The sequence below is a fragment of the Streptomyces sp. NPDC046887 genome (assembly GCF_040644755.1).
GTDB classification, from domain to species: Bacteria; Actinomycetota; Actinomycetes; order Streptomycetales; family Streptomycetaceae; genus Streptomyces; species Streptomyces lichenis.
The window spans coordinates 14,676-29,208 of record NZ_JBEYXH010000057.1; the positions used below are offsets into that span (position 1 = coordinate 14,676).

A 14,533-nucleotide genomic window follows, 5' to 3' on the forward strand; every position below is an offset into this window, starting at 1 on the left:
CCGGCCCTCGGCCGTTGTCCTGTCTCCGGTCGCGCCCGTGCGGAGTCAGCGCCGGTCCGGTGTGCGGCGGCTCAGGCGGCCGTCATCACCTGCGCTGTGCCCAGCGGCCGGTGCGGGGCGATGATCTGCCCGTCCGGCAGCAGCTCGCCGGTGTCCTCGAAGACGAGGACTCCGTTGCACAGCAGGCTCCAGCCCTGTTCCGGATGGTGCGCCAGCAGGCGCGCCGCCTCCCGGTCGGCGGAGTCGGCGGTCGGACAGGCTGGCTGGTGCTGGCACATGGATCGGTTCTTTCGCTGCGGTGTCGTATGTGTCCTGCGGCTTGACGCGGAGTCCATCGCCGCCCCCCGTGTGTCGTCGGTCCCTGTGGACGGATCCCGCCCCCAGTGTTGCCCTACGGACCGCGGTCCGCAGGGATTTCGCAGCAGAGCTTCCTCAAGCTCCATGACGTGTCACCCGTGCGGATGGTTCAGCTCTACCGAACCATCACTTGGGACCGTTTCGCCTGACACCACTGGACTAGTCCGATCGGGTGGGCCCGATGGGTGGCCCCCCTTCGTCGGCTCAGGCGGTGGACTCCAGCAGCGGGGGAGGAGCCAGCCGCAGCGTCATCACCGGCAGCAACTCGGCCACCCGGTACGGCAGATGGGAGGCGATCCCCGGCGGCGCCGGGGCCAGCGGGACCAGCAGGTCGGTGGGGGCCGGGGTGCCCTCCGCCGGGTCGGCCCCGGCGTTGCCGTGCAGCCACAGCGTCAGCATGTACAGCTCCGGAACGGAGAGCAGCCGGGGCTGGTAGCGGCCCGCCATGGTCTCCGCCTGGCGCAACGCGCGTTCGGTGGAGGCGAGATAGGGCCCCTCGAAGAACCGCGAGACGGTCCAGCCGTCGGCCGAGGGCAGCGCGTCGGCGGCCGCCACCACACGGTCGCCGCCGCGGATGTGGAACCGCCAGCCGGCCAGCCGGGTGCGCGGCGCCCCGGCCCGGGCCGGCCGGGCCGAACCGGTGGCGGTCGGGGCGTCCCGGACGTCCAGCACATGGACGGGGAGCGGGAGTTCGGGGCTCAGCGGTCCCTGGACGGACCGCAGGGCGGGGGTGTGCGCGGAGCGTACGACGGGTGAGCCCAGCGCGGTGAGGACGGAGCGCAGGGCGGGCGCGGGGGCAGGGGATACCTGAAGCGGCATGTGGGTCGCCTCTCGGTCAACGGACACGGGCGTGCGGGAGACAGGTGGAGACAGGGTGCTGCGGAGGAGAAGGGCGCGGACGGCACTGTCGGCAGCGGGGTCAGAGGTGGCCGCCGGGCCGGTGGGCCGGGCGCGCGACTCTCTGCCTCGTCCCGCGGAAGTTTATACGACGGGCGTTCGCCGATTGTTTCGGCTAGCTGTCGAGGTGGTTACCGGCAAGAACTCATCCGGTCTTTGTTTCGCGAAGTATCTGTGGATTCTCCGTGCGCGCCACCGGTCCCGTCTGCGCTCCTGCCGGGAACGGGGTCGGCTGGATCGCGACCCTCGTTTCCGGTGGCTCCGGCCGGCCTTTCGCGGCATCGTCGGCGCGGTTACTGCCTGCGGCCTCATGCCTGCGGAATGTGCCGCGTGGACGTCCTCTCCAGACTACCGGGCGAGAGGCTTCGGTGCGGGCGTTATGGATCAGCCCATGCGGGCAGTATGGTCCGTGACGCAAGCGGCCGGTGCCGCGTACCCCACCCATGAGGAAGGACGCTCCGATGGGGGAGAAGGTCGTGGCGGACGGGTTCGACCTGTCCGACCGGCAGAGGTACCGCGCGAAGCTCCAGCAGTGCCTGACGGGCCTCGGGCGGCTCCTCGCCGAGAAGCGGTTCGACAAGCCGCGGAATCTCGTGGGTCTGGAGATCGAGCTCAATCTCGCGGGCGCCGACGGTATGCCGCGGATGATGAATGGCGAGGTGCTGGAGCGCATCGCGAGCCGCGATTTCCAGACCGAGCTGGGAATGTTCAACCTCGAAGTGAACATCCAGCCGCACCGGCTCGGCGGCCGGGTGCTGGAACAGCTCGCCGAGGAGCTGCGCACCGGGCTGGCATATGCGCACCGCAAAGCCCGTGAGGTCGATGCCGGAATCGTGATGATCGGCATTCTGCCGACACTCGCCGAGAAGGACCTGGTGTCGGCGAACCTCTCCGACGTCGACCGCTACGTCCTGCTCAACGACCAGATCACGGCGGCCCGGGGCGAGAGCTTCGCCCTCGACATCGACGGGGTGGAGCGGCTGACCTCCACCGCCAACTCCATCGTGCCGGAGGCAGCGTGCACCTCGGTGCAGCTGCACCTCCAGGTCACCCCCGACCGCTTCGCCGACGTGTGGAACGCCGCGCAGGCCCTGGCGGCCGTACAGATCGCGGTCGGGGCGAACTCGCCGTTCCTCTTCGGCCGGGAGCTGTGGCGCGAGTCCCGTCCGCCGCTGTTCACCCAGGCCACCGACACCCGCCCGCCGGAGCTCCAGGCGCAGGGCGTACGGCCGCGCACCTGGTTCGGCGAGCGGTGGGTCTCCTCCGCCTACGAGCTGTTCGAGGAGAACGTCCGCTACTTCCCGGCGCTGCTGCCGATCTGCGACGACGAGGAACCGCTGAGCGTGCTGGACGCCGGCGGGGTGCCGCAGCTCCAGGAGCTGGTGCTGCACAACGGCACCGTCTACCGCTGGAACAGGCCGGTGTACGAGGTCGTGGACGGCGTGCCGCATCTGCGGGTGGAGAACCGGGTGCTGCCGGCCGGGCCGACCGTGGAGGACGTGGTGGCCAACGCCGCGTTCTACTACGGGCTGATCCGGGCGCTCGCCGACGACGCCCGCCCGGTGTGGCGGCGGCTCGCCTTCGAGGACGCGGCCCGCAACTTCGACACCGCCTGCCGGCACGGCATCGACGCCGAACTGACCTGGCCTCGGCCCGGCCGCGCGGGCGGGGTGACCACCGTCCCGGCGGTGAAGCTGGTCCGCGACGAACTGCTGCCGCTCGCCGCCGCCGGGCTGGACGCCTGGGGCGTGGAGAAGGCCGACCGCGACCGCTACCTCGGCATCATCGAGCAGCGGTGCCGACGCGGGGTGAACGGCGCCTCCTGGCAGGTGGACACCTTCCACCAGGCCCTGGAGGAGGGCCTGGAGCGGGACGCGGCGCTGGCCGCCACCACCCGCCAGTACTGCCGGCTGATGCGGCAGGGCGAGCCCGTGCACACCTGGCCGGTCGGCATCGGCGACGACTGACCCCCGTTGAGCGGGACCGGCCGGGCGTCGGGCAAGCTGTCGGCTACGGCAGGCGGCATCCGACCGGAGGCAGGTGTACGGGCACGTGGCAGCAACCCTTCCCGCGGAGGGCGTCTCACAGCGGACCCTGAGGTCCGAGACCTGGATCGTGCTGGCCCTCTCGCTGGGGGCGAGCGCGGCCTCGGCGCTCATCAGCTTCATCGGCTCGCTGACCAGGCCCGAGGGCTTGAAGGACCAGGCGGCCACCCTCAACGGCTCCTACGCGCCCGGGCGGCCCTGGCTGGACCTCGCCTGGCAGCTGTTCGGCATCGCCACCGCGCTGGTGCCGGTGGTGCTGGTGGCCCATCTGCTCACCCGGGAGGGCGCGCCCGGGCTGCGGGCCATCGGCTTCGACCGCCGCCGCCCCTGGTCGGACCTGGGGCGGGGCGCGCTGGTGGCGGCCGGCATCGGCAGCGCGGGCCTCGCCTTCTACCTGGTGGTCCGGGGAGTCGGGGCCAATCTGACGGTGGTGCCCGAGTCGCTGCCCGACGTGTGGTGGAAGTACCCGGTGCTGGTGCTGTCGGCGATCCAGAACTCCGTGGTGGAGGAGGTCATCGTCGTCGGCTATCTGCTGCGCCGGCTGGACGGGCTGGGCTGGTCGCCGATGGCCGCGCTGGCCGCCAGCTCGGTGCTGCGCGGCTCGTACCACCTCTACCAGGGCATCGGCGGCTTCGTCGGCAACCTGGTGATGGGAGTGGTCTTCGTCTGGCTGTACCGCAAGTGGGGGCGGGTGGGGCCGCTGGTGGCGGCCCACGCGCTGCTCGACATCGTGGCCTTCGTCGGCTACGGGCTGCTGGCGGGGCGGGTGGACTGGCTGCCGACCGCCTGAGGCCTACGGTCCGGTGAGCAGTTCGCCGTCGATGACGGTGACCGCGCGGCCGGTGAGGACGGTGCGCTCACCGCGCAGCAGGGTGCGGACCAGGCCGGTACGGGACCCGCCCTGGAAGCCGGTGAGCTCGGCGCGGCCCAGGCGGGCCGACCAGAACGGCGCCAGCGCGGTGTGGGCGCTGCCGGTCACCGGGTCCTCGTCGATGCCCAGCGCGGGGAAGAAGCAGCGGGAGACGAAGTCATAACCGCGCCCCGGGTCCTCGGCGGCGGCCGTGGCGATGACGCCCCGGTCGGACAGCGCCGCCAGCCGGGGGTGGTCGGGCGCCAGTCCCCGTACCGTCCTCTCGTCCGCCAGCTCCACCAGCAGATCGCCGATATGGGCGGCCGTGTCCTGGACGGAGAGCACCTCGGCGCCCAGGGCTTCGGCGAGGCCGTCGGGGGCCGGGACGGGGGTCAGCGACGAGGTCGGGAAGTCCATGGCCAGGGTGCCGTCCGCCTCCGCGGTCGTGGTCAGCACCCCGCTGCGGGTGGCGAACCGGACGGTTCCGGTGGCCCGGCCGCTGGTGTGCAGCACATGGGCGGTGGCGAGCGTGGCATGCCCGCACAGATCGACCTCGGCGACCGGGGTGAACCAGCGCAGCGCCCAGTCGGCCTCGCCCCCGGGTGGGAGCGGGCGGGCGAACGCGGTCTCGGAGAGGTTCACCTCGGCGGCCACCCGCTGGAGCCGGCGGTCCTCCGGGAAGCCGTCCGGGGAGGCGGTGGTGGGGCTGTCGGGGAGGAGGACCACACCGGCCGGGTTGCCGGCGAAGGGGCGGTCGGTGAAGGCGTCGACGATTCGGATGCGCATGGGCCGACGGTAGGGCGGCGGAGGGCGGGGCCGCCAAGGCCAATCGGCGGTGACTGGACCGGGGCCCATGGCCGCGGCTCGCGCATCCTTTCGAGGGTGCGCGGCCGGGTGACGGTGGGCAAGCCAAGATCATCTGGCTGATACCGTCCCGGCCCGTGATCCCTTCAGAGACCTCCGCCGCGACCGCTCCCGCGACCCCTCCGGTGCCCTCGTCCGCCCGCACGGACACCTTCCGCCCCCTGCTGCTGGACGCCGCCGAACCCGCCGCCGAAGCGGCCCTCGCGGCGCTGCTGGGTTCGGGCCTGGTGCGGGAGGTGCACGACCGCATCGACGAGCAGGTGGCGGAGTGGGTGCGCTGCTCGGCGCCCGGTGAGCGCTGGGAACGGGAGCGGCTGGAGCGGGCGGTGGCCGAGGTGTACGGCGGTGCGCCGAGCCGGCGGTACGGGACCTGGGTCTGGTACCCGTGGACCGGGCGGCTGGTGCATCTGCTGCCGGCCGAGGAGTTCCGGCTGGTCCGTACCGACCGCAACCGCGACAAGATCACCCGGGCCGAGCAGCAACGGCTGCTGGGGCGGCGGATCGGTGTGATCGGGCTGTCCGTGGGGAACAGCGCGGCCCTCACCTGCGCCCTGGAGGGCGTCGGTGGATCGTTCCGGCTGGCGGACTTCGACCGGGTCGGCCTCGCCAACCTCAACCGGCTGCGGGCCGGAGTGCACGACCTCGGCGTGGAGAAGACCGTGCTGTGCGCACGGCAGATGTACGAGATCGACCCCTATCTGGACATCGAGATCCACCGCGCCGGGGTGACCGAGGAGACCATCGGGGACTTCTTCGACGGGCCAGGCGCGCCCGGTGCGCCCGGTGTCGGGCTGGATCTGCTGGTGGAGGAGTGCGACACCCTCTGGGTGAAGGCCGCCGCCCGCGAACACGCCCGCGCCCGGCGGGTGCCGGTGCTGATGGACGCCAACGACCGGGGGCTGCTGGACGTCGAGCGCTTTGACCTGGAGCCGGACCGCCCGCTGTTCCACGGCCGGGCGGGGGCCGTGACCGCCCGGGACGTCCTGAGCCTGGACGCCGGGGCCTCGCGAGAGCTGCTGCTGCGGATCGTGGACGAGAGCCGACTCAGCCCGGCCATGACCGACGCGCTCGGCCGGATCGGCCGGACCCTGTCCAGCTGGCCGCAACTGGCCAGCGGGGTGGCGCTCGGCGGCGCCCTGGTCGCCGACGCCGCCCGGCGCGTACTGCTCGGCGCGCCGGTGCCCTCCGGGCGGTACTACGTGGACCTGGAGGCCCTGGTCGGCGGCGCGGCCGGAGCCGTACGCACCGCGCAGGGTGCCGCCTCATGAGCGGTGTCCCCGAACTGCACGGCGAGCACCTGTGGTTGCGCGAGCTGAGGCCGGTCGACCTGGCCCCGTTCGCGCGGATCCACACCCATCCGGTGCTCACCCGGTACCTGGGGGTCGACCGGATGGACGAGCGCCAGGCCGAGGAGGCCTTCGCGCGGACCCTGGCCCAGCCGTACGACCGGCCCCGCCGCCGCCACACCCTCGCCGTCTGCGCACCGGGCGGCGACACCCTGGTGGGGACCATGGGGCTGCTGGTCGAGGAGTACGGCAGCAACGCCATGCTCACCGGGCTGGTGCTGCTGCCCGACGCGCCGGTGCGGGGGCACGGCTACGAGGCCGGGCGGCTGCTCATGGCGTACGGCTTCGGCCCGCTCGGGCTGCACCGGATCTGGGCCGGGCACCGGGTCGACCACGGCCGGATGCGCGAGGTGATGCTCGCCGCCGGGCTGCGTCCGGAGGCCACCCTGCGCCAGCTGTTCCACACCCAGGGGCGCTGGCACGATGTCTCCACCTACGCCGCCCTGGCGCCGGAGTGGCGGCCGACGGCCACCCCCGCCGAGCTGCGGATCCTGGACGGGGCCGGCCGGCTGGCGGCCGTCTGAGGCGGGTGAGGCCCGGCTTTCCCGCGCCGACGGAGGGAGAGGGATCCGGTGACGGGCGAGGCGTTGACACGCGTACGGAATCCCGGACGCCCCGGGATTCCGTACGGCCCGGCCTCAGCCCGCGCGGTGGGCCCGCTTCCGGCTGTTCGCCGGCTCGGGCAGGCAGAACATCAGGGCCCACATCAGCGCGAGGAGGCCGCCGACCCACCACAGCACACCGAGGAAAGCGCCGCGGTGGAGTGCGGCGTCGGCTGAGCCACCGGTGGCGGCGAAGAACACCAGCGCGGTCAGCGCGGTGCCGAGGGCGATGCCCAGGTGCATGGCGGTGTTGAACAGGCCCGAGGCGGCTCCGGCCTCCTGGGACGGGACCCCGGCCAGCGACATGTCGGCGAGCGGACCGCTGACCATGCCGAGACCGAAGCCGATCAGGACCACCGGAGCCGTCATCGCCACCAGGGTCAGGTCCGCCTGACCTCCGTCGGCCTGGAAGGCGTAGGCGACCATCGAGGCGAGCGCGACCAGGGCTCCGGCCTGCGGCATCCGGCGGGCGAAGCGTCCGCCGCTCCTCGCCGCGATCGTCGCACCGGCCAGCTCTCCCAGGGAGAGCAGCACGAAGGCCAGGGCCGCGTGGAAGGGGCTCATGCCCAGTCCGCGCTGGAGGTACAGGGTCCAGGTCATGAAGAACAGTCCGCACAGCAGGCCGTGCACCAGCTGCGCGGCCAGGCCGCCGGAGAACTGCCGGCCCCGGAAGAGCGACAGCGGCACGAGCGGAGCGTCGTGCCGCCTGCGCCGCTGGTGGCGCAGGAAGACGCCGAGCGCGAGCAGGCCGGTGGCGAGCATGGCGAAGCACCACAGCGGCCAGTGGTGGGTGCGGCCCTCGGTGAGCGGGAAGAGGATCAGGAGGACGGCCAGCGCCGACAGCACCATGCCGGTGAGGTCGAGCCGGTCGGCCTTCCGGACGGTCGACTCGGGGACGAAGGTGCGTCCCAGAAGCAGCACGGCGAGGCCGACGGGCAGGTTGACCAGGAAGATCGGCCGCCAGGACAGGCCGAACAGGTCGGCCTCGGTGAGCAGGCCGCCCAGGACCGGGCCCAGGACGTTGGCGAGCGAGAGGACGGCCCCGTAGAGGCCGAAGGCCTTGCTGCGGGCCTCGCCGTCGAAGGTGACATGGAGGGTGGCCAGGACCTGCGGGATCATCAGGGCGACCCCGGCGCCCTGGAGGGCGCGGGCCCCGATCAGCACACCCGGTCCGGTGGCCAGACCGCACAGCAGTGAGGCCGTGGTGAACACGGCGGTGCCGACGAGGAGGATCCTGCGCCGGCCGTGGAGGTCGCCGAGGCGGCCGCCGGTGATCAGCCCGACGGCGACGGGCAGTGAGTAGCCGGTGGTCAGCCACTGCACCGCTGCCGGTCCGGCGCCGGTCGACTCCTGGATGGCGGGCAGGGCGGTCAGGATGACCGACTGGTCGAGGATGTCCATGAGCTCGGCGGTCAGCAGCACCAGCAGGGCGATCCGGGCGGCCAAGGCCGTCTTCGGTCGTCCGGGTGCCGGGTGGTCCGGGCGCTGGGTGGTGCGCTGCGGCTCGTTGCCGGGCGCGGAGGAAGACACGACGGGGACTCCTGATGTGAGGAATCGGGGAGCCCTGCCGTCGGCGACGCCGGGAAGCGACCACACGAGACCCGGGGCAGACGGCAGAGCTGCACCCGGGAGAAGACAGAGAACGGGGGGTGACGCAACTCAGGCCAGCGCGACGTCCGCCCCCGGACACGTGCGACGACTCGGCACGTGGGGAACGCGGACGGCTAGATGGCCTGGTTGATAGGACGTCACCTCAAGACCGGCGGAGAAGGAACAGGAAGTCCGGCCACTGCTGCCGGGTCCTCCGGCGCAGAAGCCCGGCCACGGTATGCCATCGCGGGGCCCCCTCGCACACCGGTTACCGGAGCGCATGACACCTCGCACCGGAGAGCGACGGCACAGGGCTCCGGTCGAGTTCCGTACGGACGCTTGCTCGGCGACTGTTTCCGATATATCGTTGAAGTGTCGCGAGCGGTTGAAAAGCTTGCGGCCGACTGGTCGACGATGGCGATGAGCGAGGGAGTGGCAGCAGATGCGTTTCCAGGGATTTTCGGGACAGCCGCAGGACCACGGGCACGAGCGCGGCCATGAGCGCGGGCCGGGCCCCGGCCGGCGGCACGGGGCGTGCGGGCCGGGGCCGCGCGGTTGGGGTGAGGGGGGCGAGTTCGAGCGGCTGCGCGCCGCGTTCGGACCGTTCGGGCCGGGCTTCGGCGGTGGCCCCTTCGGGGGCGGGCCGTTCGGCGGCGGACCGCCGTTCGGGGGCCGGGGGCGCGGGGGCGGCCGTGGCCGGGCGCGGCGCGGCGATGTGCGCGCCTCGATCCTGGCGCTGCTCAAGGACCGCCCGATGCACGGGTACGAGATGATCCGCGAGATCGCCGAGCGCAGCGGCGGCGCCTGGCGGCCCAGCCCCGGGTCGGTCTACCCGACCCTGCAACTGCTGGAGGACGAGGGGCTGATCGGCAGTGAGAGCGAGGGCGGCAAGAAGCTCTTCGCGCTCACCGAGGCCGGGCGCGCCGAGGCCGAGGCGGGGCCGGACGCTCCGTGGGAGGAAGCCGGCAAGGGGGTCGACTGGGAGGCCGTGAACGAGGTGCGGCAGGCCGGGTTCGGGCTGCTGGAGGCGTTCGGGCAGGTCTGGAAGACCGGCAGTGCCGAGCAGCGGGAGAAGGCGCTCGGTGTCATCAACGAGGCCCGCAAGAAGCTGTATCTGATCCTGGCCGACGAGGACTGACGGGGGATCCGGGGTACGGACCAGGGGAGCCCGCGGTCGTCGGCCGCGGGCTCTTCGGCGTCCACCCCCCTCCTCCCTGAGGATGAGGGCGGCGGGGGCCGGCCCACCTCGCGTGGGAGCACCGGTTCAGCCCGGGTGGGGATGGAGGGGGCGGCGCCCGGATGGTGGGGTGGGAGCGTGCAGGGTCTTCCTTATCGATCAGCGGCGTTCCGCGGTTCTCCGAGCGGGTCCGGCCCGGCCTCGTCCGGCGGTTCGGCGGCCGAGGCGCGGCTTGTGCTGGAACCGGCCACCGTGGTCGCCGGTGCCCGCCGCCGGGCGCACCGGGAGGGTGAGCGCCGGATCGACACGGCCCATCTGCTGCACTCGCTGCTTGAGTCCGATCCCGCCGCGCGCGGCTGCTTCCCGGACGGCGGGGAGCTGGCGCGGGTGCTCGGCTATCTCGTACAGCGCAGCATCGGCTACGGACTGCGCTGGCAGGGCGTCCCGGAGCGCTCCGGACTGCCGGCCTCCGCACTGCCGCCGGAGGTGCCCGGCTGGTCGCCGGCGGCCGTCGCCGCCATGGAGGCCGCCCGGGATCGGGCGCTGCGGCGCGGGGACGATCGGCCGCGGGGGACCGATCTGCTCGCCGGGCTGGCGGCCGACGGCGGCTCCCGGGCCGCGGAGGTGCTCCGCCGGGCCAGGGTGGACACCGCCGCGCTCGCCGCCCGCGCCCCGTCTCATCAGGTGTGACAGGTTTTACGCTGCTGTACGCCGCTGACATGATGACCCGATGCACGCGTCCCCCCTCAGGAGAACCGGCCTCGGGCTCGCCCTGGTCTCCGCCTTCGCCTTCGGCGGATCCGGCGTCGCGGCCAAGCCGCTGATCGAGGCCGGGCTCGACCCGCTGCACGTGGTGTGGCTGCGGGTGACCGGCGCCGCCCTGGTCATGCTGCCCGTCGCCTGGCGCCACCGTGCGCTGCTGCGCCGCCGGCCGGCCCTGCTCGTCGGGTTCGGCCTGCTCGCCGTGGCCGGTGTGCAGGCCTGCTACTTCGCCGCGATCTCCCGTATCCCGGTCGGGGTGGCGCTGCTCATCGAGTATCTGGCGCCGGTGCTGGTGCTCGGCTGGGTGCGGTTCGTGCAGCGGCGCTCCGTCACCCGGGCCGCCGTGCTCGGCGCGGTCCTCGCGGTCGGCGGCCTCGCCTGTGTGGTGGAGGTCTGGTCGGGGCTGCGCTTCGACCCGCTCGGGGTGCTGCTCGCGCTGGGCGCGGCCTGCTGCCAGGTCGGCTACTTCGTGCTCAGCGGGCACGGGGGAGAGGGCGGCGAGGAGGACCGGCCGGCCGACCCGATGGGCGTGATCGCCTTCGGGCTGCTGATCGGCGCGGTGGTGCTCACGGTCATCTCCCGGCCGTGGAACATGGACGCGGCGGTGCTGGCCGGGCGGGCGGACATGGGCGGCACCCCGGTGGCGGCCTGGCTGCTGGTCGGCTGGATCGTGCTGATCGCCACGGTGGTCGCGTACCTCACCGGAATCGTCTCGGTGCGCCGGCTCTCCACCCAGGTGGCGGGCGTGGTGGCCTGCCTGGAGGCGGTGGTGGCCACGGTGCTGGCCTGGGTGCTGCTGCGGGAGCATCTGTCCGCGCCGCAGGTGGTGGGGGGAGCGGTGGTCCTGGTGGGCGCGTTCATCGCCCAGTCGACCACGCCCAAGGCCCCGGCGGTGTCCGTGTCAGGAGCACCTGCGGCCGGGGCCGGGCCGGTGGAGAAGGCCGGTGCCGTGGAGCGGAACGCCGGATAGGGTGACGATCATGCATTCGACCGCACTTCCGCCGCCCGCCGCGTAACGCGGGCGGCAGACCCCTCGCCCGGCCTCGGCCGGCCGGGGGCGCCTTCTCCTTCGACGGACACCGGGCTCGGGCGTGAACGCTGACGCCGCGAGCGGTGCGTCGCTGCCCGCGTACCCGGCCCGGGGCCTTCGCGGACTCGGGCCGGCGACCAGCGACAAACCGCCGTCTCGTCATCACCCGGAGAAGTCCGGAGAAGTACGGAGAGGTCACGTGTCGTCCTCCACCCTGCCCACCCCCGCCCTGCCCACCGAGGCTCCCGTCGGGCGGTATCTGCTCTGTCTGATCGTCGCCGGAGTCGCCTGGGGCACCGCCGGCGCGGCCGCCTCGCTGGTCTTCGCGGCCAGCGACCTCGGGCCCATGGCGCTCTCCTTCTGGCGCTGCGCCGGCGGACTGGTGCTACTGCTGGCGGCGCTCCGGCTGCGCGGGCCGTGCCCCTCGGCGCTCGCCGAGCCGCGCCGCCGCCGGGTGCTGCGCATCGCCGTGACGGGGATCGGGCTCACCGTCTTCCAGAGCGCCTACTTCGCCGCCGTGGACGCCACCGGGCTGGCCGTGGGCACCGTGGTCACCCTGGGCGCGGGCCCGGTGCTCATCGCGTGCGGCGCCCGGCTGCTGCTGGGCGAACGGCTCGGACGCGGCGGGATCGTCGCGGTTGCCGGGGCCCTGGCCGGGCTGGTCGTGCTGGTCCTGGGCGGCGACACCGGGACGGTGCGGCCCGCCGGGGTGGCCCTGGCCCTGCTGTCGGCCGCGGCCTACGCGGTGATGACGGTGGGCACCCGCCGGCTCGGCCGGGACGGCGGCGGGGACACGCTGACCGGCACCGCCTGGGCGTTCGCGGTCGGCTCCGCCGGGCTGCTGCCGCTCGCCCTGGCCGAGGGGCTCCTCCCGCACGGCACGCACACCCCCGCCGTACTGGGACTGCTGCTGTACGTGGCGGCGGTGCCGACCGCGCTGGCGTACGCCCTGTACTTCACCGGCGCCGCCCGGGTCCGCTCGGCCACCGTGTCGGTGATCATGCTGCTGGAGCCGGTGAGCGCGGCGGTGCTCGCGGTCACCGTGCTGGACGAGCGGCTGACCGCGGCCACGGTGGCCGGGACGGCGCTGCTGCTGGCCGCGGTGGCGGGGCTGGCGGTCGCCGAGACCCGGGGCAGGGGCCGGGGGTGAGCGGGAGGCGGACCGGGGCTCAGAGCGCGGAGAGGTACTCCGGCAGCGCCACCGCCGGGTCCAGGTCGTCGGCGGGGATCGGCGCGCCGTAGCCGCGGGTGAGCGGGACGACCCCCGTCCAGTACGGCAGCGTCAGGTCCTCCGGCTCGTCGTTCGGGCCGCCGGTGCGGATCTTCGCCGACACCTCGGCGAGGTCGAGCCGGAGGACGGCGGTCGCCGCCAGCTCCTTGGCGTCGCCCGGGCGGGAGTCGGCGGCGCGCCCCGGCACCACATGGTCTACCAGGGCGTCCAGCGCCGCGCTCTTCTCCGCCGGGTCGGTGACCTGGTGGGCGATGCCGTGCACCACCACCGAGCGGTAGTTGATCGAGTGGTGGAACGCCGACCTGGCCAGCACCAGCCCGTCGACATGGGTGACGGTCAGGCAGACCGGCAGTCCCGGGTCGGCCTGCCCCGCCGCGCGCAGCGGCCGCGAGCCGGTCGAGCCGTGGACGTACAGCCGCTCGCCGACCCGGCCGTAGAGCGTGGGCAGCACCACCGGGGCGCCGTCCCGGACGAAGCCGAGGTGGCAGACGTAGGCCTCGTCCAGGATCGCGTGCACCACCTCCCGGTCGTACGAGGCCCGTTCCCGTGACCGCGTCGGCACCGTGCGGTCGGTGGCGGCATAGCGCGCGGTGGCAGGGGCGGCGTCCGTGGCGGCCTTCGGCATGACATCTCCATTGCACTAGTGCATAATGTGTTTTGTGCTAGAAGAGTATCGGATCTCAGGTCGGGGCGCATCGGAGATCGCCGCCAGCGTCGAGCGCGGGGTGGCCGACGGCACCCTGGAACCGGGCCAAGCGCTGCCGCCCATGCGGGAGTTGGCTGCCCACCTCGGGGTCAACCCGAACACGGTCGCGGCCGCGTACCGGACGCTGCGCGAGCGCGGGGTGATCGAGACGGCCGGACGCCGGGGCAGCCGGGTGCGCGCCCGCCCGGCCACCACCGCGCGCGGCTCGCTGCGGATCGAGCCGCCGCCGGGGGCGCGCAACCTGGCCGAGGGCAACCCGGACCCGGCGCTGCTGCCGCCGCTCGGGGACGCCTTCGCGGTGGCCGCGCGGCGGGCGGCCGAGGAGCCCGTGCTGTACGGGCAGCCGCCGGTGGACGAGGACTTCGGCAGGCTGGCGCGGGCCGGGATGAGCGCCGACGGGGTGCCGGACGGGCCCCTCGCCGTCACCTCCGGGACGCTCGACGCGATCGAGCGGGTGCTCGCGGTCCATCTGCGCCCCGGGGACGCGGTGGCCGTGGAGGACCCCGGGTGGGCGAGTGTGCTGGACCTCGTACCGGCGCTCGGGCTGCGGCCGGTGCCGGTCGCCGTGGACGACGACGGGCCGCTGCCGGACGCGCTGGAGGCCGCCCTGGCGGCCGGCGCCCGGGCGATGGTGGTCACCGCCCGCGCGCAGAACCCGACCGGGGCGGTGGTGGGCGCGGAGCGGGCCGAGTCGCTGCGCGCGATCCTGGCCCGCCGGCCGGAGGTGCTGCTGATCGAGGACGACCACGGGCACGCCTTCGTGGACCTGCCGCTGCACCCGCTGTCCGGCTCCACCGGTCGCTGGGTGTTCGTCCGCTCGGTCGCCAAGGCGTACGGGCCGGATCTGCGGGTCGCCGCGCTGACCGGGGACCCGGTCACGGTCGACCGGGTGCAGGGCCGCCAGCACCTCGGGCCCGGCTGGGTGAGCCGGCTGCTCCAGCGGGCCGTCGCCGAGCTGTGGCGCGGCGGCGCGGTGGACCCGGCGGCGGTGGCCGCCGCGCGGTGGTCACCGCGTTCCGCACCCTGGTCGCCCAGGAGGCCCTGGGCTTCGGCCGACTGGCCGGGTGCAGCTCCAA

The 14,533-nt window shown here is 73.9% G+C and carries 14 protein-coding genes; 9 read left to right on the forward strand and 5 right to left on the reverse strand.

Annotated elements, in window-relative coordinates; translation table 11 throughout:
- Nucleotides 1-71: 71 nt before the first annotated feature.
- Entirely contained in the window at nt 72-278 is a 207-nt protein-coding gene (locus tag ABZ945_RS31575; protein WP_282576730.1) for a DUF5999 family protein, read from the reverse strand.
- A 283-nt stretch (nt 279-561) separates the two neighbouring features.
- On the reverse strand, nt 562-1,176 hold the full coding sequence (locus ABZ945_RS31580) for a hypothetical protein (protein ID WP_361276653.1): 615 nt from the start codon (nt 1,174-1,176) through the stop codon (nt 562-564).
- Nucleotides 1,177-1,715: 539 nt separating this feature from the next.
- Between ABZ945_RS31580 and ABZ945_RS31585 the strand changes: the two genes are divergently transcribed.
- A complete protein-coding gene (locus ABZ945_RS31585; protein ID WP_361276655.1) occupies nt 1,716-3,221 on the forward strand; it encodes a glutamate-cysteine ligase family protein in 1,506 nt (501 codons plus the stop codon).
- A gap of 85 nt (nt 3,222-3,306) precedes the next feature.
- Nucleotides 3,307-4,089 (forward strand): type II CAAX endopeptidase family protein, encoded by a 783-nt coding sequence (locus ABZ945_RS31590; RefSeq protein WP_361276658.1) that lies wholly within the window; start codon nt 3,307-3,309, stop codon nt 4,087-4,089.
- A gap of 3 nt (nt 4,090-4,092) precedes the next feature.
- On the opposite strand, the gene ABZ945_RS31595 is transcribed toward ABZ945_RS31590, so the two are convergent.
- Nucleotides 4,093-4,935, reverse strand: coding sequence for a PhzF family phenazine biosynthesis protein (locus tag ABZ945_RS31595; RefSeq protein ID WP_361276660.1), 843 nt, complete (start codon nt 4,933-4,935; stop codon nt 4,093-4,095).
- Between the two features lie 155 nt (nt 4,936-5,090).
- Here ABZ945_RS31595 and ABZ945_RS31600 point away from each other — a divergent pair, with 155 nt between their 5' ends.
- Both ABZ945_RS31600 and ABZ945_RS31605 read left to right on the forward strand, forming a co-directional pair.
- The gene (locus ABZ945_RS31600) at nt 5,091-6,281 is read left to right on the forward strand and encodes a ThiF family adenylyltransferase (protein ID WP_361276662.1); all 1,191 of its coding nucleotides are present in this window, start codon (nt 5,091-5,093) and stop codon (nt 6,279-6,281) included.
- Nucleotides 6,278-6,883 (forward strand): GNAT family protein, encoded by a 606-nt coding sequence (locus ABZ945_RS31605; RefSeq protein ID WP_361276665.1) that lies wholly within the window; start codon nt 6,278-6,280, stop codon nt 6,881-6,883. The genes ABZ945_RS31600 and ABZ945_RS31605 overlap by 4 nt, the downstream gene beginning before the upstream one ends.
- 114 nt (nt 6,884-6,997) lie before the next feature.
- On the opposite strand, the gene ABZ945_RS31610 is transcribed toward ABZ945_RS31605, so the two are convergent.
- Nucleotides 6,998-8,491, reverse strand: coding sequence for an MFS transporter (locus ABZ945_RS31610; RefSeq protein ID WP_361276668.1), 1,494 nt, complete (start codon nt 8,489-8,491; stop codon nt 6,998-7,000).
- A gap of 502 nt (nt 8,492-8,993) precedes the next feature.
- On the opposite strand from ABZ945_RS31610, the gene ABZ945_RS31615 reads away from it, so the two are divergent.
- From ABZ945_RS31615 to ABZ945_RS31630, 4 genes are all read left to right on the forward strand, one after another.
- Entirely contained in the window at nt 8,994-9,689 is a 696-nt protein-coding gene (locus tag ABZ945_RS31615; RefSeq protein ID WP_361276671.1) for a PadR family transcriptional regulator, read from the forward strand.
- A 273-nt stretch (nt 9,690-9,962) separates the two neighbouring features.
- The gene (locus ABZ945_RS31620; RefSeq protein WP_361276674.1) at nt 9,963-10,418 is read left to right on the forward strand and encodes a Clp protease N-terminal domain-containing protein; all 456 of its coding nucleotides are present in this window, start codon (nt 9,963-9,965) and stop codon (nt 10,416-10,418) included.
- Between the two features lie 40 nt (nt 10,419-10,458).
- On the forward strand, nt 10,459-11,460 hold the full coding sequence (locus ABZ945_RS31625) for an EamA family transporter (RefSeq protein ID WP_361276676.1): 1,002 nt from the start codon (nt 10,459-10,461) through the stop codon (nt 11,458-11,460).
- A gap of 259 nt (nt 11,461-11,719) precedes the next feature.
- Nucleotides 11,720-12,670, forward strand: coding sequence for an EamA family transporter (locus tag ABZ945_RS31630; RefSeq protein ID WP_361276679.1), 951 nt, complete (start codon nt 11,720-11,722; stop codon nt 12,668-12,670).
- A gap of 19 nt (nt 12,671-12,689) precedes the next feature.
- On the opposite strand, the gene ABZ945_RS31635 is transcribed toward ABZ945_RS31630, so the two are convergent.
- Nucleotides 12,690-13,376: a pyridoxamine 5'-phosphate oxidase family protein gene (locus ABZ945_RS31635; RefSeq protein ID WP_361276682.1), complete on the reverse strand. Its 687-nt coding sequence runs from the start codon at nt 13,374-13,376 to the stop codon at nt 12,690-12,692.
- A 34-nt stretch (nt 13,377-13,410) separates the two neighbouring features.
- On the opposite strand from ABZ945_RS31635, the gene ABZ945_RS31640 reads away from it, so the two are divergent.
- Nucleotides 13,411-14,533 (forward strand): aminotransferase class I/II-fold pyridoxal phosphate-dependent enzyme (locus ABZ945_RS31640; protein ID WP_361276685.1); only part of this gene is annotated, 1,123 nt, incomplete at its 3' end.

What these genes read in the sequence shown, in the direction of transcription:
- ABZ945_RS31585 (WP_361276655.1), top strand. Translation starts at nt 1,716, where the DNA reads ATGGGGGAGAAGGTCGTGGCGGACGGGTTCGACCTGTCCGACCGGCAG.
- ABZ945_RS31605 (WP_361276665.1), top strand. Translation starts at nt 6,278, where the DNA reads ATGAGCGGTGTCCCCGAACTGCACGGCGAGCACCTGTGGTTGCGCGAG.
- ABZ945_RS31635 (WP_361276682.1), bottom strand. Translation starts at nt 13,376, where the DNA reads ATGCCGAAGGCCGCCACGGACGCCGCCCCTGCCACCGCGCGCTATGCC.
- ABZ945_RS31575 (WP_282576730.1), bottom strand. Translation starts at nt 278, where the DNA reads ATGTGCCAGCACCAGCCAGCCTGTCCGACCGCCGACTCCGCCGACCGG.
- ABZ945_RS31580 (WP_361276653.1), bottom strand. Translation starts at nt 1,176, where the DNA reads ATGCCGCTTCAGGTATCCCCTGCCCCCGCGCCCGCCCTGCGCTCCGTC.
- ABZ945_RS31625 (WP_361276676.1), top strand. Translation starts at nt 10,459, where the DNA reads ATGCACGCGTCCCCCCTCAGGAGAACCGGCCTCGGGCTCGCCCTGGTC.
- ABZ945_RS31615 (WP_361276671.1), top strand. Translation starts at nt 8,994, where the DNA reads ATGCGTTTCCAGGGATTTTCGGGACAGCCGCAGGACCACGGGCACGAG.
- ABZ945_RS31595 (WP_361276660.1), bottom strand. Translation starts at nt 4,935, where the DNA reads ATGCGCATCCGAATCGTCGACGCCTTCACCGACCGCCCCTTCGCCGGC.